The following is a 20,490-nucleotide window of genomic DNA, read 5'->3' as shown; positions in this document are numbered from 1 at the left end:
TCCAGTTAAAAAATAAAATAATGAAAATAAATACGCTATTCATAGAAGCGGAGGCTGCTGCTCCTGCATCTTCAAAAATATGTAAAGAAACTTAAAAATGAAAAATAGGATGAAAGCTTTGTGAAATATTAACTATTGTATCGAAGACGTGCATAAATGCCGTTTCGTCTGTCTAAATCCAATTTTAAGCCTGCATACGGATCGGCGTGGAGATTTTCTTTGATCCATTTTCTTAATGCAGCAATAATTTGCTTGGTCATCCATTCCTGTTTTCCAGATGATGTCACGACTTCTGCTGAAAATCCAGTGTAATCATCATAAAATAACTCTACTTGGACGTCATCTGCACTCATATTCTGTTCTTCAGCAATGTACATACATATAGCAAGCACAATATCCTCTTCAGGAATAATAAGTTTTTGCATACCTCAAATTCCTCCTGCATATGGTTGGGAGCTTATTTTCAGCTTCCAGTAATGATGCTTACTCTATTCTACTACAAACTCCCTATTTGCATGAAGTAAGAAGTAGTTATAGGGGCATAAACTTTTCCTGGCTTCTTTTCGACCGTTTCTTTTTCCGTCCAGGTAAGTTGTAAATCTTTTTGGAAAAAGAAAAATGCGGATGAAAGAGCTTACTTTTTACTTTGTGTAACGAACGTTTCTAAAAAGGATTATATGGATAGTATATCACTGTCTCAATTGATTTAATAATAAGAGCGACTTCAAATCTGCTACAGCTTATATAAAACGCAGTATATTTTAACCAATCACCGTTTCTCACCGTATTTATGGATAGTGATATCGATTACTGCTGCCGCTTTTTCACACTGTTAATAAGTTCCTTTGTTGTTTATACATTTCCATAAAAGGGTAGAGGGGATGATATAGACAGTTATCTTAAGAAATATAAAAAAGGAGCGTGCAGAATGAAAAGCACTGGTATCGTTAGAAAAGTGGACGAACTGGGCCGGATTGTTATACCTAAGGAATTGCGAAGAAGTTTGAACATACAAGAGCGGGATCCGATGGAAATATTCGTAGAGGAAGACCGAATTATCATACGGAAATACGAAGCTGAAAAGACTTGTTTTATTACAGGAGAAGTCAATGATGATAATATACAGCTGCCAGGCGGATTATATGTAAGTCAAAAAGGAAAAGAAATTCTTAAAGAATATCTTTGATGTGAAACAGAAAGATTGAAACGGAAGGGAGACGCAATATGTCTCCTTTTATTTTTGGCAAAGAAAAGCAGCCGGATTTAATCTGTCACAGCTGCTTCCAAAATTGAAAAGGATACCTGATTACAATCAATTCGTGCTAATCTTCCATATGGAATGGGCGTTTTTGGTTCGGTATGTCCAAAAGAAACCCCATATAACACTGGGAGGTCATTCAGCCTGTTTTCTGCTAAAACAGATAGAATAACTTCCTTGTACGCCTCGTAATGTACTTCCCCATAAGGCTTGGCAACAATCATTCCATTCGCTTGGTGTAGAATCCCCTGAGCGGCATAATTTCGAAGCCATCTTTTAATTAATTCTGGATCCGTTTTTTCCTCTGATGTTTCAAAAAAGAGAATGCTGTTTTGCCATGCTTCCTGCTGCGGCCAAATGGCTGTTCCTTTAGCAAATTCAAGTACTTCGATACAGCCGCCGATGAGGTTCCCTTTTGCGATACCGTTTCCTTGCAGCAGTTCGTAACCCTGATTAGGGTGCATTGTTCTGGCAATAGACTTATTGGAAATATCCCACTCTAAAAATTCACTTGTCCACTTTTCCGGTGCAGGGATGCCGCCGACCGCTTCTGCTTCAAAAAGCATGCTTTGAATGGCTTGCACCGTATAATCATCCATCGCCACATTTTCTGCAAAATCTGTCATGATTGCTGGTCCGTAGAAGGAGGATAAACCAGCATGGAAGCAGAATAAATGAGCAATCGTCGTATCAGAAAATCCCATGAAAATCTTTGGATTTTGACGGATAATCTCAAAATCGATATAGGGAAGCAGACGAATACTGTCATCACCGCCAATATTAGAGATAATCGCTTTGATTTCAGGGTCTTTGAATGCAGTCATTAAATCTTCGGCCCGTGCCTCGGGATGTTCATCTATATAAGTTTGTCCTTTTAAGCTGTTAGGCATTGGAACGACTTCAAGCCCAAACACGCTCTCTAAGCGTTCCACACCCTGCTGGTAGCGCCAGCTTAAGGAGGGCTCGCCTGCTCCGCCCCAGGAGAGGCTGACAGTCGCTGCCTTATCTCCTGGAGATAATTTTGCCGGCTGCATAAGCATAAGAAATACTCCTCTCAGAAAATTGTATATCTTATGTATTCGTTATTTATTGGAGAAATCCTTTTTCTGTTTCCTATAAAAAGAGCCTGTTTTCTTCTTTCTTCGCATTAAAACAGGTGCATATATTAATAAAGCCGTAACGATGAGAATGCAGCTATAAATAATAAAGCTGGATCCGAAAAAATCTCTAAATTTAGTCCCTGCTATGTGTGCTTTATAAGGCTGTCCTTCAGGATATTGAACATCAATGACATGGTTAGCCTGAGAAAATATACGAGAAGATACTTCTTTGGAAACCATAACCTCCTTGTTTATGTCTTCTGCGTAGAAAGATAAATGCAAATAGTATGAACTTGTGCTATAGCGGCCAGCATTATAGTCATATTCCCTATCCGAAATATAGGCTTCGGTTTCTATTTGGTCTCCGCTATGGGACTGCACAATACTAACGATAGATTTTCCCATAAAGACATATGCCATTAAAAATACCAAGCAAACGATTCCCAATAGAGAAAAGAGAAACAGTGAAGCTGCTTTATCCTCTAATTTTTTTAGCAGTGGTATATGTTCGAGATTATAAGTAATGAAACCGAAAGGATAGATACTAAAGACGACGATGACAATAAGACATATTGCGCAAAAAAGCAGCAATATGTATACAGACAATGGACAGTAGAATCATCCTTCCTTTTAAATTCTGCTTTACGCTTCCAGAACTGTATGGTAATCTGAAATGGATAAATACATACGCAATGGATCCACTAGGGGTGCTTATTAAGCTGAGAGAGGCATATTGCCTTGACCCTTACCAACCTGATCTAGTTCGTACTAGCGGAGGGAAGTGGGCGGAATATGCCTATAGGCAAATGAACCAAACTTTTCTGCCGCTTTCTATATCAGGAGGCGGCTTTTTTGCGTGCTGAAAAGGAGGTTTTTGAATGGATAGGGTAATTCAGGAGGTTCGAAATCGAGAAGACGAGTTAATAGCGCTTGTCAGCGATTTAATTCGTTTTGAAACGCCAGCCCCGCCTGCAAGAAATACAGAGGCTATCCAAGCTTACATTGCGAACTACTTGAAGGAAATGAATTTTGAAACAGAACAATGGGAGGTTTATCCCGGTGACCCGAATGTCGTCGGCTGTTTACGTGGAACTGCTTCCGATACATACAACAGCTTGATTCTTAATGGGCATGTGGATGTCGCTTCTATAGAGGAAGGTGAAAACTGGAAGCATGCGCCATTTCAGCCAGCAGTGGAAAGACGTACATTATTTGGGCGGGGTGCAGCAGATATGAAAGGCGGTCTGGCAGCGTGTTTATTTGCGATGCGCATATTGCATGACCACCAGATTCGCCTTGGCGGGGATGTTATTCTGCAGTCCGTCATTGGGGAAGAGGTTGGAGAAGCAGGGACGAAGCAATGTGGAGAACGCGGGTATACAGCGGATTATGCCATCGTTGCAGATACAAGTCATTGTGAAATACATGGGCAAGGAGGCGTTATTACCGGCTGGATCACAGTGAAAAGTCCAATCACGCACCATGATGGTACACGTCGCCAGCTCATTCATGCAGGCGGCGGGATGAAAGGGGCCAGCGCCATTGAAAAGATGAATAAGCTCCTTACTGCGTTGCAGGAGCTGGAGCGACATTGGGCAGTGACCAAATCCTATCCAGGCTTTCCCCCAGGAACCAATACCATCAACCCGGCAGTGATTGAAGGAGGCAGACATGCTGCTTTTATTGCTGATGAATGCCGCCTATGGATTACCGTTCATTATTATCCCGATGAGACTGCTGAGCAGGTTGCTGCAGAAATTGAGTCCCATTTACGCAAGACGGCTGAAGCGGATGTCTGGATGCGGGATAATCCACCCGCCTTTGAATGGGGAGGCGAATCGATGATTGTGGACCGCGGTGAAATTTTCCCGTCTTTCTCCGTAGATAAAGAACATGCTGCTTTTGCGATGTTACAGGAGAGTCATAGCAAAGCCTTTGGCGAGGAAGCGAAAGTCCGAATGTCTGAAACAGTAACCGATGGCGGCTGGCTTGCAGCATACGGGATTCCGACGGTCTGCTATGGACCGGGTGAATTGAAGCATGCCCATGCCGTGGATGAGCAGGTAAATATCGACGAGTTAGTAGATTATACAGTGTCCCTGCTGCGATTTATTTTGAAATGGTGTCAAACAGAAAAACAGGAATAAGGCATTTATAAAAATGATAGAAAAAGGAGTGCATAGAACATGAAATTTACAGAACGTATTCGCAAGTCAGCAGATTCGATTTGGGAGAAAAGCCACCAGCATCCGTTTGTGCAGGGAATTGGAAATGGAACACTCGATATGGAGTCATTTAAATTCTACATGTGTCAGGATTACAAGTATTTGATAGAGTACTCAAAAGTAATCGCGATGGGAACGGTGCTTGCAAAAGATTTAGATACCATGTCCGGCTTTGCTAAATCGCTGGATGAAACCCTGAATTTCGAAATGGATCTTCATCGCCAGTATGCCGAGCGTCTCGGTATTTCCAGAGAAGAATTAGAATCTACGGTTCCAGGGCCTGTAACGCTTGCCTACAGCAGTAATATGCTTGCAGAGGCACAGAAAGGTTCTTTAGCAGACTTAATTGCAGCGATTCTGCCATGTGCCTGGAGTTATTATGAAATTGGTCTGGAGCTGGCAAAAAAGCCGGGTGCACTGGAGCATGAACAGTATGGGGAATGGGTGAAAATGTACAGCTCGGATGAATTTGGTTCCATCGGCAAGTGGCTGATTGAAAAATTAGACGAGCTTGCGGAAGGCTGTACAGAAGCAGAACTGAATCATTTAGAAGCTATTTTTCTGAATACGAGCCGCTATGAATATATGTTTTGGGATATGGCATATAAGCGTGAAGGCTGGCCGGTATAAGGTAAAATCACCCTATATGATTTCTTGAGTTGTAAAAAAATGTATAAGCAGAATGTTCCGTATAACAAATTATTTTCTTCCAATATTCAAAAAAGTAGAATGGTTGGATAGACAAGAAATGGATTCATGGTAAAATAAAGAAAACGGATACGGAAGATGGGTGAAGCAGATGAAGCTCTGGTGGAGAAAAATAGCAGTCATATTTATAACAATTTTAACATTGGGTATCTATACGCCAACAAATCTTTTGGAAGTCGACGCCAATAAGCGGGATGACAGCAGCGTATCTTCTTCATCAGATATCGAAACAACATCTGTTATCGAGGAAACCACCCAATCATACAATGTAGAAGACCCAAGAGAAGCTTTTCTTGGCCACCTTCATGAAGAGGCGAAAAAATTGAGTATCGAAAAATTTGGAACGAGGATTGCGGGGAAGGTCGAGGATGAATTTTCTGCTATGATTTTACCGCAGATGGAATTGGTGTTGTCTGATCTTGTCGAGCATTCTGCCATATATAAGGATATAGCGATTACGGAAAAACCTTCAGACGGCTATGGGGAGCGGATTTTCAATGTTTCCAATAACAGCACCGGCAAAACATTGGCAAAGTTTCATGTACGCAGGGAAAACCGACCATTGGAAGGGTATTATTTTAATTTTCATTACCATTTAAGTGAGGATGGATTCCAAAAGCATTATCATATCGGGGATATTTATTGGAATAAGAATACACCGCCTAAATGGATGGCATAAGATCAAAATTTTGGGGCTGAGGTTACTCGCCTTGCTTAAAACAAATAGAGCTGTATTTATTTTAATCCATCAAGAAAGGCAAGGAAGCGTGCAGCGCTTCCTTGCCTTTTATCTGTTTTATAATAATTGATCCGTTTCTCCTAAATAAGCCCCAATCTTCCGGTCAAAAACAACTTCATCTGCAAACTCATCTAATGGTGTTTTCTCCTGGTTGACAATGACAAGTTTGGCGCCATTTTGTTTTGCGATTTCCGGGAATTGGTTGGCTGGCGTAACCGATAGAGAGGAACCTAGCACGATAAATAAATCGGCTTTCTTTGCATGCTCAAACGCAGCAGAAAAGGCATCCTCAGGGAGCATTTCCCCAAATAATACAATAGAAGGTCTGAGTATTCCGCTGCAGGAACAGTGATAGTCTTCATTTAAATAAGCAGAACTGTCGTAGATTTTCCCACAGCTTTGGCAATGCAGCTCTTGCAGGGTTCCATGAAGCTCATGAACGTGTCTGCTGCCTGCAGCCTGATGAAAACCGTCCACATTTTGGGTAATAATCGATTGGATCAGTCCATTATTTTCCCAATCGGCAAGAATGTGATGTCCTTTATGCGGACCAACTTCTTTGACGCCCAGGACGCGCTCCCGATAAAATTCGATAAAATCCTCTACGTGATGATTTAAAGCATCTACACTTGCGATTTTGCTTGGGTCTTTCTTTCTCCAAAGTCCCCGGTTTGTGGAACGAAAGTCAGGCAGCCCACTCTCTGTAGACATTCCTGCGCCAGTGAAAACGACGGTATGTTTGGAATCTTTTAACCATTCATGAAGCATCGAGACCCCTCCTCTTCTATATATTTTCTATTATACATGTTGTTTAGGCTATATGCGACTAATATTGACAGTTAAAATAGAATATGGTATTCATGTAATAGAGGTTTAGCACTCTGTGAGAGAGAGTGCTAAAAACAGAAAAAGGAGAGAGCGCATTATGGCAAAGCACGAGTTTAAAGCAGAATCACAGAAATTATTAGATATGGTCATCCACTCCATTTATTCACAACGGGAGATTTTCTTGCGTGAATTAATCTCTAACGCAAGTGATGCTATTGACAAGATTTATTATAAAGCATTAACGGATGATGCTTTAACATTCGATCAAAGCAATTACTATATCAAACTGATTCCTAATAAAGAAAAACGTACGTTGACTGTAGTAGATACGGGAATTGGAATGACAAAGGAAGAGCTGGAAGATAACCTCGGTGTGATTGCTAAGAGTGGTTCACATACGTTTAAATCAGAAAATGAAATTAAAGACGGCCATGATATTATTGGTCAATTTGGTGTCGGCTTTTATGCAGCGTTTATGGTTGCGGATAAAGTGACCGTATTAACAAAATCGATTGACAGTGAAGAAGGATACAAATGGGTTTCACAAGGGTCAGACGGCTATACGATTACGCCGATTGACCGCGAAGAAGTTGGCACAGAGATTATCCTTGAAATAAAAGAAAACGAAGAAGAAGACAATTATGATACGTTTTTAGAAGAAGCTACTTTAAAACAAATCGTCAAGAAATACTCTGACTTTATCCGCTATCCAATTAAAATGGATGTTACGGAAAGCAAGTTAAAAGAAGGAACAGAAGATGAGTATGAAGATGTGATTGAAGAGCAGACGCTGAACACAATGGTTCCTATTTGGAAGAAAAATAAGAGCGAATTAACAGACGAAGATTATACCAATTTCTATCAGGAGAAACGGTACGGATTTGATCAGCCGTTGCGCCATATTCATATCAATGTAGATGGAGCGGTCCGTTATAATGCAATTCTATTTATTCCAGAGCAAACGCCGTTTAATTATTACTCCAGAGAGTACGAAAAAGGCTTGGAACTTTATTCAAATGGTGTTTTGATTATGGAAAAATGTGCCGATTTACTGCCTGATTACTTCAGCTTTGTAAAAGGAATGGTCGACTCAGAAGATTTATCCTTAAATATTTCCAGGGAAATGCTGCAGCATGACCGTCAGCTGAAAATCATTGCGAAAAATATTCATAAGAAAATAAAACAGCAGCTGTTAAGCCTGCTTCGCGATGAACGTGAAAAATATGAAACATTCTTTAAAGCATTCGGTCAGCAAATCAAATTTGGCGTGTACAGTGATTTCGGCCAGCATAAAGAAGAACTGCAAGACTTGCTTCTATTCTATTCTTCTACAGAGAAAAAGCTGGTAACGTTAGAGGAATATGTATCACGTATGCCGGAAGACCAAAAATATATCTATTATGCTTCTGGAGATTCCAATGAGCGTATTGAAAAGCTTCCGCAAACGGAAATTGTTGCAGATAAAGGCTATGAAATTCTTTATTTCACAGATGAAGTGGATGAATTTGCGATTAAAATGCTGATGCAATATCAGGATAAGGAATTCCGTTCCGTTTCCAGCGGTGATTTAGGAATTGAAGCCGATGAAAAAGAGGAAGAGAAGGAAGAAACAGAAAGTCATAATGAGCTGTTTACAGCAATGAAAGAGGTGCTTGGTGATAAAGTGAAGGATGTTCGGGCTTCCAAGCGTCTGAAATCCCATCCGGTCGTGCTTTCTGCAGATGGTGAGATTTCTCTGGAAATGGAGAAAATTATTAATGCGATGCCGGATAACCAGCAGATTCAGGCAGATAAAGTGCTGGAAATCAATGTGAATCACAGTATTTTTAAAGCACTCGAAGCAGCACAGGGGAATGATCAGGATAAACTAGCGTTATATACCAACCTGCTTTACAATCAGGCGTTATTGATTGAAGGGCTGCCGATTGAAGATCCAGTGGCATTTACGAATGATATGAGTAAGATTATGGTTTGATGAAAAAGCATCGTGTGGAAGGCATAGCCTTCTATGCGGTGTTCTTTTGTTTAAAGGATAGTGAATTTTATTAATTTTGATACAGATAGCAATAAAACCTATCTAGCGTAGTGTTTTTCCGGAGCGGCTATTTTCAGCTATCTTTATAAACATTCTTATTTTTTAAGCTGATAACTTTTAGAAATTTTCCTATCTTGTTTAATTTTTAAGGTTATGAAATAGCATAGTGAGGGAATACAATGATTAGGTCGGCAGTTAAATGAAGCTGGGAAAGAAGCATTTTTAACTAAAGGTGTTTAGCAGAGGGAGGAAAAGTGTACACTAATGAAAAAGCAATCGTTTGCCTGCCATAGAATCGTCACATTTCATAAAAAAAGTGACACGATGTCATAAAAATAATTGACTTATGACATCGTGTCACTTAATATAGAATTATAGGACATGACATTGTGTCACAATAGGTTATGGAGGAGCAAGAATATGCCTACATCAACATTTTTTAATTTAAACGATTCCAAACGGGCAAAATTATTGCAAGCGGTTGAAAAAGAATTTGCAAGAGCACCGTTATCGCAGGCCTCCATTGCGAATATTGTAAAGCTTGCAGGTGTTTCAAGAGGAAGTTTTTATCAATATTTTGATGGCAAAGAAGATGCTTTTTATTATTTATTAAAGCTTCATACAGATAAACGCCGTGCTTATTTTTTAAGCCTGTTGCGCGAAACAGATGGAGATTTGATGGCTTCCATGGATAAGGTTTTTCGGGTAACACTGATAGAATTGTCCGAAGAGAAGCATTTGCAGTTTTTAAAGAATGCCGTATTGAATGTGACACATGAAGTGGAAGATTCATTTACAGAGTTATTCTTAGGAAAGCATAATGAAGTAGACGCAATGAATCAAGTAAAAGATTTAGTTGATTTTAAAAAGCTGAATATCGAAAGTAAACAAGAGTTTTTCCATGTTATGCAGATTTTAACGTCTGTTACATTTCGAAATATTGTGGATCAGCTATCCAGGAATCTTTCTCGTGAAGAAGCTCTAGATAATTTTCGTATTGAAATGGATTTGTTAAGCAAAGGGTTATCAAGTGCTGACAGGCAAGTATAGAACTTTTCTGATGGTTTGAAGAAAGAAACTATATATAAATGGGGTATGATTAATGACAGTTACAATTTATGGTGCAGCATGTTCATCAACAAGAAAAGCAAAACAATGGTTTACGAAAAACGGGATTGAGTATACAGAACGTAATGTAATCAGAGAACCTCTGACCGTAAACGAATTACAAAATATTCTTCGGATGACGGTGGAAGGTACAGATGAGATTATTTCCACACGTTCTAAGATTTATAAAGATTTAGATCTTGATATTGAAGCATTGCCATTGCAGGAGCTGCTGGAAATTATTCAGGAATACCCGCGTCTTTTACGCAGTCCGATTATGGTCGATGCCAAACGTTTGCAGGTAGGATATCATGAAGAGGATATCCGTCAGTTCTTACCGCGTAAAACGAGAGAAAGCCAATGGCTGCAATGGAGAAAGAATCATTTGCGCGTTGCAGAAAACTAATCCATAAAAAAATGTTCAAAAGCGCTTTTTACCGCCCTTAGGGATATAAAGTTTAAGCTGAACTAGCGGAGGAGACAATGCAATTTATTGCCAAACAACCGTATGTAAAAGTAGTCCGTCAAGTAAGTGCATTAGAGCAAAAGGATACAGAAGAGCAACGTTATATGTATCTTTATGAAGACAAAATCGCTACAAAGTACAGGGAATTTCCAATTGAAAATGTAATGGATATTTCGTATCGACTTACTGGGAACCAGACAAAGGGAATGCTTTATTTACACACGCTTAAAGGAGTTTATGCCTACATTATAAAATCTTCACCTGAACAATTTATCGATGCGTTTAAAGCTCGAACACATAGTACCACCCATCGAAATTAGAGAAACAAACGGAACAGCTCGAAGCTTTGCTAAATCCTTTCTTCGGGTTGCTTCTCCTGCTCACAAAACCTCAGCTAGACTTCCCCGGAGCGAGGTATCTTTATCCAAATATAAATAGCAATAAAGAATAAAACCTGAGTGACTATACCGCTTAGGTTTTTTTCCATCTATCCAATTAGGCAGATAACCAAAATTCGTCCTATTTTTTTCTTTGTGCATAAGCTGATTTTAGAGGTGATGTTAATGGTATATCTGAACCAGGAGAAGCACATTTATGCAGAAGATATAAAAGGAGCTTCGCCTAATCAAGAAACGTTTGTTTATGAATATGCAAGTGAGAGAGAGCAAAAGCAGCTGGAAATGCAGAGGGAATCTGTGAAAGTATTGCAGCAGCTGCAGCGGGATACCTTTGCTAAAAATCAGCAATTGGAGCGTATTGCGAAACGATTGAAGGAAATGGACAAAAATAAAAAAGATCAGCAGCAGATGCAGGAGAAGGTATTCAACCGATTAGATGTACTTGATAAAAATATAAAGAAGGAAAACAAGCAGCTCAATCAAATTATTGCTGCTCAAGAAAGTGCAAAAGAAGAGGAAGATGGCTTCAAAGCCAACCAGGCATTGATTCAGGTTAAGCTTGAAAAAATAGATGAAGTAAGTGAAGCAGTGAAGAAAAAAGTGGAAGAACAAGGAAATAAGTTGGATGAAATGGATAATCAAAGAAAAGAGGAACTGGCTGTTCTTCATGAAAGGCTCGATAAGCAGGAAGCATGGCTTGAAAAATTAATACGGCAGGTCCATGATTTGCGGGGCATTATTTATGAAAGAGCAGATGAAGTGATAAAAAAGGTAGAAAAAAGTATTCAATTATTTGGGAGCAAGTGGAATGTTGTCCGCCGCACGGACTCAGAGTCCTCTAAAGAAACAATAAAGAAGTGAGCTGTTTTCTAAGAAGCAGCTCACTTCTTTATTGGTACATCATCAAACATCTGTTTTATCGGCAGTATTATCCGATGAAACCTCCTCCGGTTCAGGAATAATTGCTTCTTCCTCAAATCCGGTAAAGGCTGCTTCATCTTCTGTCGTCGGAGCAAAGAAAGTGCCGCCAGATACATCCTTCACGTTATGGACAACGATAAATGAACTGGAATCGATTTACCTGATAATTCGTTTAAGTGTTAAGAGGCGGTAACTGGGTACGATAATATAAAGGATATAATGCTGGCGATCTGTATAGGATCCAGAGCCATTGATAAAAGTTGCACTAGACGCCATGACTGTATTAATCTGATGAGCTATTTTTTTAAATTCCGGTGAAATAATCGTGACTGCTTTCTTAGAATCAAAACCGCCAATCACATAGTCGCTGGCGACCTTCCCTATGGATAAAGCAATAATGGTATATAGTGTGTAAAGCGGGCCAATAATGAAAACCCCGGCTAATACGATAACGGCGTCCATGATGAAGGTGGTTAGTACGACATTCCATTCATAGCGCTGTGCGAGCAGACGAGCTATTGTCGAAGTACCTCCAATGGAGCTGCCCGCTTGGATAATCAAACCAAACCCGATTCCCATTGTGAGGCCTGCAAAAATAGCGGCTACCAGAGAATCACCCAGAGGCTGTGTTACGATATTTTCCGTTAAAAAGATAAACAAGGATAGAAGAGGGACATTAACCATTGTTTTTATCACGATGCTTTTAGGAAGAAATTTAAAACTGACGAGTTGTAATAGGACAAAAGCAACCATCGTAACAATCCCGGGCGACCATCCGAGAGAATAAAAGAGTAAAAGTGCAATACCTAGAATGCCTCCATCTGCAATTTGGTTTGGCATGGCGAATATGGTCGTTGCCAGAGCACATAAAATGGTTCCAATCAGCGCCAGAAAGATTTGTTTCATGTTCTCAACCTCCATCGATAAAATAGTTTTCCCTGACAATAGGAATCATACGTATATTTATATTTAGTGTAAAGAAATAAAGGCAATTGGGAAAGATATTTCAATGCTGCCTTCTCGCACTTTTTAGATAAACGTGCTTTCACTATGTCTGTCAAGCAGGCTGAGTATAACTATCCAACACAGAATGGAAGTGCTAAAATGGATATGATGTATTATATTAATCTGAAAAATAGACCGAAAAAATAAAAATGATGATGTTAGACAAGGTGGGAAACACATGATAACAACCAGTTTTCGTGATACTTGGGCAGAAGTATCCTTACAAGCATTAGCGTTTAATGTACAACAATTTAAACAGCATATCCGTGAAGGAGCGCGGTTTATGGCAGTGGTGAAGGCAGATGGATACGGGCATGGAGCTGTGCCGATTGCAGAAGAGGCGCTGGCAAATGGGGCGGACTGTCTTGGAGTAGCAATCTTAGATGAAGCGCTGTCTTTGAGAGAAGCAGGAATTACTGCACCGATATTATTATTGGGCTATACGCCAGCTCATGCCGTTCATAAAGCAGTAGAACAAGATGTCACGCTGACTGTCTATTCAGAAGAGACAATCGAAGCCATCTGTCAGGCTGCAGATACCTTACAGAAAACAGCAAAAGTCCATATCAAAGTGGATACCGGAATGACTCGTATCGGTGTCCGTACCGCAGAAGAAGCTGTGGATTTATGCCGCGCATTAGACCGGGAAGAAATAGAACTGGAAGGAATCTTTACGCATTTTGCGGAAGCCGACAATGGAGAATCCAGTGCTTATACGTATCAGCAATTTGAAAGCTTCCAGAAAATTTATCAGGCAGTAGAAGCAAAAGGCTGTCAGATTCCAATCAAGCATTGCTGTAATAGTGCGGGGACCATTGCCTATCCAGAAATGCATCTGGATATGGTACGCGTCGGAGTCAGCTTGTATGGGCTTTATCCTGAACCGCACCTCAAAGAAATCCTGCCATTAAAACAGGTGATGAGCTTAAAAACAAAGCCGGTTTACATTAAAAATGTTCAGGCTGGACAATCTATCAGCTATGGCAGAACCTATACAACAACGAAAAAAACAAAGGTTGCAACCCTGCCGATTGGTTATGCCGATGGCTTTTCACGTCTTTTATCCAATCAAGGACATGTGACCGTTCGCGGGAAGGAATGCCTGATTGTCGGACGCATTTGTATGGATCAGACCATGGTGGATGTGTCCGATGTAGATGGCGTTCATGAGAATGATATTGTTACCATTTTTGGCGAGCCGAGTGAGGGCTATATTTCTTTAGATATTGTCGCAGAGCAAATGCAGACCATTCATTATGAAACGGTTTGTTTAATTGGCAAAAGGGTACCGAGAAAATACGTGAAATAATAATGTGGAACAGGAATGATAAAGGATGACACCTTTTACGGAAGAAGTTATTAAAATAATACGGGAGATCCCGTCTGGAAAAGTAATGACTTACGGCCAAATAGCAAGAGAAGCTGGCAATTCGAGAGCCGCAAGACAGGTTGTCCGCGTGCTCCATTCCATGAGCAAAAAGCATCAATTGCCCTGGCATCGTGTGATCAATGCAAAGGGGCAATTAGCTATTCCGAATGAAGAGGGAAATTGGGAGCAGCGCACACGTCTGGAAGCAGAAGGTGTCCTGGTGAGTTCCAGCGGATACGTCGATTTAAAAAAATATCAATGGCATCTCGAATGAAGCGCTGCAATTCAGGAAGGCCTCTATGGGTAAGCATCTTATTGTATTTCTGTTAGTTAACTAGGTATAATACAGGTAATAACTGTTTTGAGAAACATTCTCATTCCTATATTTACAGGTTCTCCAAATGCAGAAACGTGCTTCTTTTGAGGCGAGTCTTTGCAGAGCAGGAAACAGCGTAAATACATATTCATATATATGAATAGACGGACGAGAGAATCTAAAAATCGAAACTTCTGAATACAGAATAAGACCACCATATAGGAGGATGCTCCGTGAAGATAGTTGGAATTTCCGGCTCCACGATTGGCTCAAAAACAAGAGTCGCTGTGGACCATGCATTGAAATATATTGAAAAAGAACATACCGGGGTAGAAGCAGAGATGTTAGATTTGAAGGATTATGACATGGTTTTTAGTGACGGACGTTCTTATAAAGATTATACAGGCGATACGAAAATCTTATTAGAAAAAATCATGCAAGCAGATGGTATTTTGATTGGAATGCCTGTTTTCCAAGCATCTATTCCAGGAACATTAAAAAATCTGTTCGACCTTCTGCCAATGGATGCATTTCGGAATAAAGTGGTTGCTATTATTGCAACAGCAGGAACAACAAAGCATTATTTAGTACCCGAGCAGCATTTGAAGCCGATTCTTCACTATATGCACGCATGGGTGATTCCGAAATATGTATTTGTTGAAGAAAAAGATTATACAAACTATGTAATCTCGAATCAAAACGTCATTGACCGCTTAAATAAGCTGTCAGATGATTTGATTCATTATGTAGATCTCATGCAGAAGCACCCAGAGCTAACGTCGCTTATATAAGAAAAGCCCTCTTACTGAAAAATTGTTTTCTTAAGAGGGCTTTTCTTTATTTAAGAAATAAGAAATAGTTGGAGCTAGTCACTCCAACGGGTTTCATGGGGTGAGTAATCTTAGGCCCTAGAAATATACTCCGTTTTCCGTCGCCCTCGAGCTCATCTCCTTTAAAGAAGACTTAGCGATTGGCAAGCCGACAGGCGTAGACAGAGCTAAAGTCGCACTTATGCCCAGAGGGTGAAAAGAAGACTTAGCGATTACCAAGCCATTCCTTTTTGCTTCGAATCAATGGTAAACAAGCTGTGGGCGATAAGAAATTGAGCACTATAATACGTAAGCATAATGACTTCATGAGCGCCTGTAAAGCCGGTGATAAACATGTTCCACGCTAGAACGCTGTCAGAAATAATAAATAGAAGGCTGCCGAGAATAGCCCAGCGATTTCCTGTCATGATTGCTGTGAACGCCATAAGCGTGATAATTCCAATATAGGAAATGACAGGAAAGATGAAACCTGTCTCCGCGTTTGTTTGCAGACTACTCACAAGCTGATAACCAATCCAAACAGCAAAAAGAATAAGCGGAACTGCAGAAAGACTTCTTGGCAAAGAAAAACGCCATTCTTTTAAAAATCCAACGATATATAGTACATGTCCGATAAAAAACGCGGTCAAGCCGATGAAAAACCACTGCAGCGTCGCATCCCCAATCAAGCACAAGCTGATACCGCCAATAATCCAATAATGCGTGGACTTTCGTTTAGGCAGCGATTTTTCAAAAGCATAAATCAGAATCAGCACCATTGGAATCACCTTGAAGAAAATACTAAATGCTAATGGCTCAGATGGTGAAATAAATATATAAACAATTCCAGTCGTCAGAATTAATATGGGTAAACGATAAAGTATCAAAATGGGTACATTCCCTTCGCTTGTTAAAATAAAAATCTTCAGACATGTTTAGTTCCATCATAGTAAAAAAATGCTTAGATAACAAATTCTAGATATATAAACAGAAAACCTTTTTTCAAACCTATTTTTAACTTCGGAAGAGATAGAGGCTTCCGTTGAAGATAGGGAGGCTGTTTTGTATTGTTTGTACATATGAAGCTGAATACTGCTGTAATCCTTTGTTAACAGCATTCAATAAAAAACTCCCCTTGCCCATCATAGACAAGGGGAGATTCTTTATTCTTCAATAGAAACATCTTTTAAATTTAACAGCTGTGTCGGAGACTGTGTCAGTCCTTTTACGCTGTCATCAACACCTAACAAATATTGCTGGTGATGGATATAAACCATTGGCGTGATTTCCGCAAGTAATTCCTGGGTTTGGCGGTAAAGCTCTAATCGTTCATCTGGATCACTTTCCTGGCGGGCTTGATCTAATAAATCGTCGAGTTCTTCATCTTCTGTGAAGGTGCGATTTCCTGGTTCGCCTAAATTATCTGAATGGAATAAAGGATATAGCCCGTTGTCCGCATCACCGGTAACAGTGGTCCAGCCAAAGACAAACATATCATGTTCCCTGTTGGCAGTCTGTTCCAGCATTGTTCCCCATTCCACGGTTCTTACTTCCGCATTGATACCAATTTCCTTCAGCTGTGCTTGGATTGTTGTTGCTGTATCGATGCGCTGACGGTCATCATTTGTCCAAATCGTGGTAGAAAACCCATTTTCATAGCCTGCTTCAGCAAGTAACTCTTTGGCCTCTTCCAGATTATATTCGTGATCCTCTACATCTTCACTGTATCCGAATACACTTGGCGCAATCGGTGTGTGTGCGGGGATCCCGACATCGTCATAGATTCCGGAAAGAATTTCCTCTTTATTAATGGCTTTTGCAATTGCCTGACGGACACGTTCATCATCAAACGGTTCCTTGTCCATGTTAAAACCTAAATACGATAATGCCAGGCTGTCCTGAGACTGCACTGATAAATGATCGGAATTTTCAATTTGAGCTACATCTGACGGACTAAGGGAATTAGCGATTTGAGAAGCACCAGTCTCTAATTCTGCGACACGGGTCAGATCTTCTGTAACTACTTTGAAAGTTACGGAATCAAGCAGTGCCGGTTCGCCCCAATAATCTTCATTGTTAACTAAGCGTACCTGCTGTCCTGGCTTCCATTCTTCGTATTTGAAAGGGCCGGTGCCTTGCGGGTTTGCACTGATGACAGTACCTGCTTCTTCGCCATCTTCCATTGCAGCATAGTCTTCTTCAATCTGGTCTTTTGAAATCATCACACCGCCGGGATGAGCAAGGTGTGCCGGTAACGCTGCAAAAGGATATTCTGTTTTAAAATGAACAGTGTAATCGTCAATAACTTCTACCTCGGAAATCATATTGTACATGATCGCCCGTGGAGAACCAATTTCCGGATCAAGCGTACGGTCAATATTTGCCTTTACAACCTCCGCATTAAAATCAGAGCCGTCATGGAAGGTCACATCTTGACGAAGCTTGAATTCCCATGTCGTATCATCAATTTGTTCCCACTCCTCTGCCAACAAAGGCTGATTTTCCATATTTTCATCCTGGGTAACAAGCGTTTCAAAGATATTTCTTTGTACATCACTGGACGGAGTATCATTGGATGCTGCCGGGTCAAGCGATACAGCATCGGCTGGTGTGGTAATAATTAAATCGCCGCCCTGCGATCCTCCCTCTGTCGTATTGCTGTCAGAGGATGCATTGTCATCTGGTTCACTGGCACAGGCGGCAAGTATCAGGCTGAACAGAGCAATAAATGCAAGTACATATATCTTTTTCTGTATTCTCATGATGCTGTTTTCTCCTTTAAGTATAGTAGTCTGGTATATTACCTGAAAATATGGATTTACCAGCCTGGAACAACAGAGCCGTCAAAGTTTTCTTCAATAAATTCTTTCACTTCGTCTGTATGGTAAATATCAATAAACTGCTGAACAACGTCATCATCTTGGTTTTCTGTACGAGCTGCAATCAAGTTAACGAATGTAGAATCCTGCTCGATAAAGAGCGAATCATCATTGGGTGAAAGCCCTGCTTCAATTGCAAAGTTTGAATTGATTGCTGCTGCATCAACTTCGCCAAGCTGTCTTGGAATTTGTGCAGAGTCTAATTCCAGTAATTCAAGGTCTTTCGGATTGTCAATTACATCATTTACGGTTGCATTTACACCCAAGCCTTCTTCTAATGTGATAAGACCAGCTTGTTCAAATAATAATAAAGCACGTCCGCTGTTTGTAGGGTCGCCAGGGAGCCCTAATGTTGCGCCATCAGGAAGGTCCTCCAGAGAATCAACCGATTCGGAATAAACTCCCATCGGGAAAGTAACGGTATCTGCTACCTTCACTATATCCAAGCCTCTTTCTTCCACCATGCTGTCCATAAAAGGCTCTGTCTGGAAGCTGCTGATGTCAATTTCACCTTCATCCAGTGAAACGTTTGGCATCACATAATCACTAAAAACCACAGTTTCAATTTCTAAATCGTCTTCTGCTGCAATTTCAGCTATTTTTTCAACAATTTCTTCATGTGGACCAGCTGTTACACCTACTGTCAATACGCCGTCTTCAAGTAAATCTGAACCGCTCTCTTCCTCATCTCCTCCGCAAGCAGCGAGGAAAACGAATAATAAAGCTGTAATAAGAAGTAAATATTTCTTTTTCATGATGATTTTCCTACTTTCTTTTTTTATTTAGTAACACTCTCAAGTTGTAAAAATGCGTCGATAACGGTATTTGCATTAATTTCTTCTTTCATCAAATGAATGGATTCTTCTTCCCGTGTCACTTTTTTCGCAATGGTTTCCAGCAGCTCCTGATCATCCGTATGTATGGAGAAGTCTGCTAATTTTGTCGGGAAGCCCCATGTATCATAGTAAGCTAATAGCTTCGTAAGCTCGTTTTTATCCTGTTCGATAGCAAGCTGAGCTAAAATGCCGTAGGATACAATTTCCCCGTGAAGTGAATCGGCAATCTGCGGGGCAGCAGTTAACCCATTATGAATGGAATGCGCACCTGCAATTCGTCCAGCTTTTCCGCCGAAGCCGCCAACCATACCGCCTGTTGCGATAATTGCTTCGATAACACGAATAAGAGCATCAGTGACTTGGTTACTCTCACAAGCTTGGATTGCTGCTTCACTGTCATCCAGCAAAATATCCTTGCAGGCACGAGCGGCGAATTGAGATATTTGCAGCCAGACTGGAAGCGTGCCTTCAGGGTAGAAGGCTTCAACTAGAGAGCGAGCTTCATAGAATTTGGCTAACGTATCGCCAATGCCTGCTTTTAAGTATTTTACAGGAGCTTCTGCAATAATTGCTGGTTCTACCACTACGAGTGTATTAGATTCAGGAAACTCAGTGTAATGAGAATGAGCACCATCTTCCTGATAAAAGACGCTTAATGGCGTCCAAGCTGCGCAGGTGGCGGCAATCGTTGGGATTAAGATACTTTTTATTTGCGCATTGGCAGCCGCTGCTTTGGCAATATCCAGAGCTGTTCCCCCGCCGATGCCGATGACAGCATCTATTTGCTGTTCTTCATAAATCGAGGCCAGTCTGTCAGTTCGTTCCACGGTGCAATGCCCATCTGCAGTATGTATATCTTTTTCCTCTATTTGATCCAGCAATGCAGAAGGAAGATATGGTTTTGCTTTTTCCCAAGCAGTACGCCCGGCAACTACAGCAATCCGCTTCACCCGCAAGTCATTCAGATTTTCTATCAGGTATTCCAGAGAACCTTCACCGATTTGATAATGGCTGGGCGATCCCTTTACAGTAACTGTTTGCATGGTAAGATAACCCCTTTTACATGTGTTTAAATGCTACATAAAAAACCTCTCTATTTTGTTCTAGAGAGGTTGAATAAGTTCATTTACGAAACGTCCTCTCTTATTTTCCAAAGCACATTATGCACTTTGCAGGATTTAGCACCTTTTTTAGAACGAGTTCTAGAAAGGTTGCCGGGCTTCATCGGGCCAGTCCCTCCGCCACTCTCAATAAGAGTTCTTATGTAACTGTGGATACATTTTAATATGAAATATGAGAAAAGTCAAATATAGCTTGATGCAAGGGAGCTGGCGGGCTAATTATGTTAATCAGCACCATTTTTGGTCCCAAAATCCAAATACTTGAACGGATTATCGCTCGTTTCTTTTAAAACACATTCATCCATTTATTTCATGTTTACTCTTTCTTATTTTTTGATATAATAAGAACAAATGTTCAGAACAAAAGTTC

22 protein-coding genes and 2 riboswitches are annotated in these 20,490 nt (G+C 40.5%); of the genes, 12 read left to right on the top strand and 10 right to left on the bottom strand.

Features of this window, described 5'->3' with window-relative positions; genetic code table 11:
* Positions 1-128: 128 nt before the first annotated feature.
* On the bottom strand, positions 129-425 hold the full coding sequence (locus tag ACW0TQ_RS12035; RefSeq protein WP_042529140.1) for a DUF2653 family protein: 297 nt from the start codon (positions 423-425) through the stop codon (positions 129-131).
* 503 nt (positions 426-928) lie between these two features.
* Between ACW0TQ_RS12035 and ACW0TQ_RS12030 the strand changes: the two genes are divergently transcribed.
* The gene (locus tag ACW0TQ_RS12030; RefSeq protein WP_256705271.1) at positions 929-1,186 is read left to right on the top strand and encodes an AbrB/MazE/SpoVT family DNA-binding domain-containing protein; all 258 of its coding nucleotides are present in this window, start codon (positions 929-931) and stop codon (positions 1,184-1,186) included.
* Positions 1,187-1,263: 77 nt separating this feature from the next.
* On the opposite strand, the gene ACW0TQ_RS12025 is transcribed toward ACW0TQ_RS12030, so the two are convergent.
* The gene (locus tag ACW0TQ_RS12025; RefSeq protein ID WP_339180707.1) at positions 1,264-2,298 is read right to left on the bottom strand and encodes a S66 family peptidase; all 1,035 of its coding nucleotides are present in this window, start codon (positions 2,296-2,298) and stop codon (positions 1,264-1,266) included.
* Between the two features lie 42 nt (positions 2,299-2,340).
* Positions 2,341-2,790 carry a hypothetical protein gene (locus ACW0TQ_RS12020; RefSeq protein ID WP_455725698.1) on the bottom strand — a complete coding sequence of 150 codons (450 nt, stop codon included), beginning with the start codon at positions 2,788-2,790 and terminating at the stop codon, positions 2,341-2,343.
* Positions 2,791-3,051: 261 nt separating this feature from the next.
* Positions 3,052-3,155, top strand: a riboswitch (TPP riboswitch).
* A gap of 81 nt (positions 3,156-3,236) precedes the next feature.
* Between ACW0TQ_RS12020 and ACW0TQ_RS12015 the strand changes: the two genes are divergently transcribed.
* The 3 genes from ACW0TQ_RS12015 to ACW0TQ_RS12005 all read left to right on the top strand — a co-directional run bounded on the left by ACW0TQ_RS12015 (position 3,237) and on the right by ACW0TQ_RS12005 (position 5,970).
* Positions 3,237-4,505 (top strand): acetylornithine deacetylase, encoded by a 1,269-nt coding sequence (locus ACW0TQ_RS12015; protein ID WP_455725697.1) that lies wholly within the window; start codon positions 3,237-3,239, stop codon positions 4,503-4,505.
* A gap of 39 nt (positions 4,506-4,544) precedes the next feature.
* The gene (gene tenA, locus ACW0TQ_RS12010; protein WP_455725696.1) at positions 4,545-5,213 is read left to right on the top strand and encodes a thiaminase II; all 669 of its coding nucleotides are present in this window, start codon (positions 4,545-4,547) and stop codon (positions 5,211-5,213) included.
* A gap of 169 nt (positions 5,214-5,382) precedes the next feature.
* On the top strand, positions 5,383-5,970 hold the full coding sequence (locus tag ACW0TQ_RS12005) for a YpjP family protein (protein WP_455725695.1): 588 nt from the start codon (positions 5,383-5,385) through the stop codon (positions 5,968-5,970).
* Between the two features lie 117 nt (positions 5,971-6,087).
* Here ACW0TQ_RS12005 and ACW0TQ_RS12000 read toward each other — a convergent pair whose 3' ends face one another.
* On the bottom strand, positions 6,088-6,798 hold the full coding sequence (locus tag ACW0TQ_RS12000; protein ID WP_455725694.1) for an NAD-dependent protein deacylase: 711 nt from the start codon (positions 6,796-6,798) through the stop codon (positions 6,088-6,090).
* Between the two features lie 157 nt (positions 6,799-6,955).
* Between ACW0TQ_RS12000 and htpG the strand changes: the two genes are divergently transcribed.
* The 5 genes from htpG to ACW0TQ_RS11975 all read left to right on the top strand — a co-directional run bounded on the left by htpG (position 6,956) and on the right by ACW0TQ_RS11975 (position 11,725).
* Positions 6,956-8,833 (top strand): molecular chaperone HtpG, encoded by a 1,878-nt coding sequence (gene htpG / locus ACW0TQ_RS11995; protein ID WP_455725693.1) that lies wholly within the window; start codon positions 6,956-6,958, stop codon positions 8,831-8,833.
* A 480-nt stretch (positions 8,834-9,313) separates the two neighbouring features.
* Complete coding sequence (locus tag ACW0TQ_RS11990) at positions 9,314-9,943, top strand: TetR/AcrR family transcriptional regulator (protein WP_193064498.1); 630 nt, start codon at positions 9,314-9,316, stop codon at positions 9,941-9,943.
* 52 nt (positions 9,944-9,995) lie between these two features.
* Complete coding sequence (locus tag ACW0TQ_RS11985) at positions 9,996-10,406, top strand: Spx/MgsR family RNA polymerase-binding regulatory protein (RefSeq protein ID WP_193064499.1); 411 nt, start codon at positions 9,996-9,998, stop codon at positions 10,404-10,406.
* A gap of 77 nt (positions 10,407-10,483) precedes the next feature.
* Positions 10,484-10,786: a hypothetical protein gene (locus ACW0TQ_RS11980; RefSeq protein ID WP_256705270.1), complete on the top strand. Its 303-nt coding sequence runs from the start codon at positions 10,484-10,486 to the stop codon at positions 10,784-10,786.
* 243 nt (positions 10,787-11,029) lie between these two features.
* Complete coding sequence (locus ACW0TQ_RS11975; RefSeq protein WP_193064501.1) at positions 11,030-11,725, top strand: hypothetical protein; 696 nt, start codon at positions 11,030-11,032, stop codon at positions 11,723-11,725.
* Between the two features lie 42 nt (positions 11,726-11,767).
* On the opposite strand, the gene ACW0TQ_RS11970 is transcribed toward ACW0TQ_RS11975, so the two are convergent.
* Together ACW0TQ_RS11970 and ACW0TQ_RS11965 are read right to left on the bottom strand one after the other, a co-directional pair.
* Positions 11,768-11,908, bottom strand: a complete 141-nt coding sequence (locus ACW0TQ_RS11970) for a hypothetical protein (protein ID WP_455725692.1) — start codon at positions 11,906-11,908, stop codon at positions 11,768-11,770.
* Between the two features lie 33 nt (positions 11,909-11,941).
* On the bottom strand, positions 11,942-12,691 hold the full coding sequence (locus ACW0TQ_RS11965) for a YitT family protein (protein WP_455725691.1): 750 nt from the start codon (positions 12,689-12,691) through the stop codon (positions 11,942-11,944).
* A 277-nt stretch (positions 12,692-12,968) separates the two neighbouring features.
* On the opposite strand from ACW0TQ_RS11965, the gene alr reads away from it, so the two are divergent.
* The 3 genes from alr (at position 12,969) to ACW0TQ_RS11950 (ending at position 15,266) form a co-directional block, all read left to right on the top strand.
* A complete protein-coding gene (alr, locus tag ACW0TQ_RS11960; RefSeq protein WP_193064502.1) occupies positions 12,969-14,099 on the top strand; it encodes an alanine racemase in 1,131 nt (376 codons plus the stop codon).
* A 25-nt stretch (positions 14,100-14,124) separates the two neighbouring features.
* On the top strand, positions 14,125-14,433 hold the full coding sequence (locus tag ACW0TQ_RS11955; RefSeq protein ID WP_193064503.1) for an MGMT family protein: 309 nt from the start codon (positions 14,125-14,127) through the stop codon (positions 14,431-14,433).
* A gap of 275 nt (positions 14,434-14,708) precedes the next feature.
* Positions 14,709-15,266 (top strand): NADPH-dependent FMN reductase, encoded by a 558-nt coding sequence (locus ACW0TQ_RS11950; RefSeq protein WP_193064504.1) that lies wholly within the window; start codon positions 14,709-14,711, stop codon positions 15,264-15,266.
* Positions 15,267-15,517: 251 nt separating this feature from the next.
* Here the strand turns inward: ACW0TQ_RS11950 and ACW0TQ_RS11945 are convergent, their stop codons facing one another.
* From ACW0TQ_RS11945 to ACW0TQ_RS11930, 4 genes are all read right to left on the bottom strand, one after another.
* Positions 15,518-16,171, bottom strand: coding sequence for a lysoplasmalogenase (locus tag ACW0TQ_RS11945; protein ID WP_193065518.1), 654 nt, complete (start codon positions 16,169-16,171; stop codon positions 15,518-15,520).
* A gap of 276 nt (positions 16,172-16,447) precedes the next feature.
* A complete protein-coding gene (locus ACW0TQ_RS11940; protein ID WP_455725690.1) occupies positions 16,448-18,046 on the bottom strand; it encodes a glutathione ABC transporter substrate-binding protein in 1,599 nt (532 codons plus the stop codon).
* A 56-nt stretch (positions 18,047-18,102) separates the two neighbouring features.
* Entirely contained in the window at positions 18,103-18,918 is an 816-nt protein-coding gene (locus ACW0TQ_RS11935) for a MetQ/NlpA family ABC transporter substrate-binding protein (protein ID WP_193065520.1), read from the bottom strand.
* Between the two features lie 23 nt (positions 18,919-18,941).
* Entirely contained in the window at positions 18,942-20,042 is a 1,101-nt protein-coding gene (locus tag ACW0TQ_RS11930; RefSeq protein WP_256705268.1) for an iron-containing alcohol dehydrogenase family protein, read from the bottom strand.
* Positions 20,043-20,139: 97 nt separating this feature from the next.
* Positions 20,140-20,256: riboswitch (SAM riboswitch) on the bottom strand.
* Positions 20,257-20,490 lie beyond the last annotated feature (234 nt).

The sequence above is a fragment of the Oceanobacillus sp. M60 genome (genome assembly GCF_053839645.1).
Note: the sequence above shows the minus strand (reverse complement) of the source record. Positions and strands in the feature narration are given on the sequence as shown.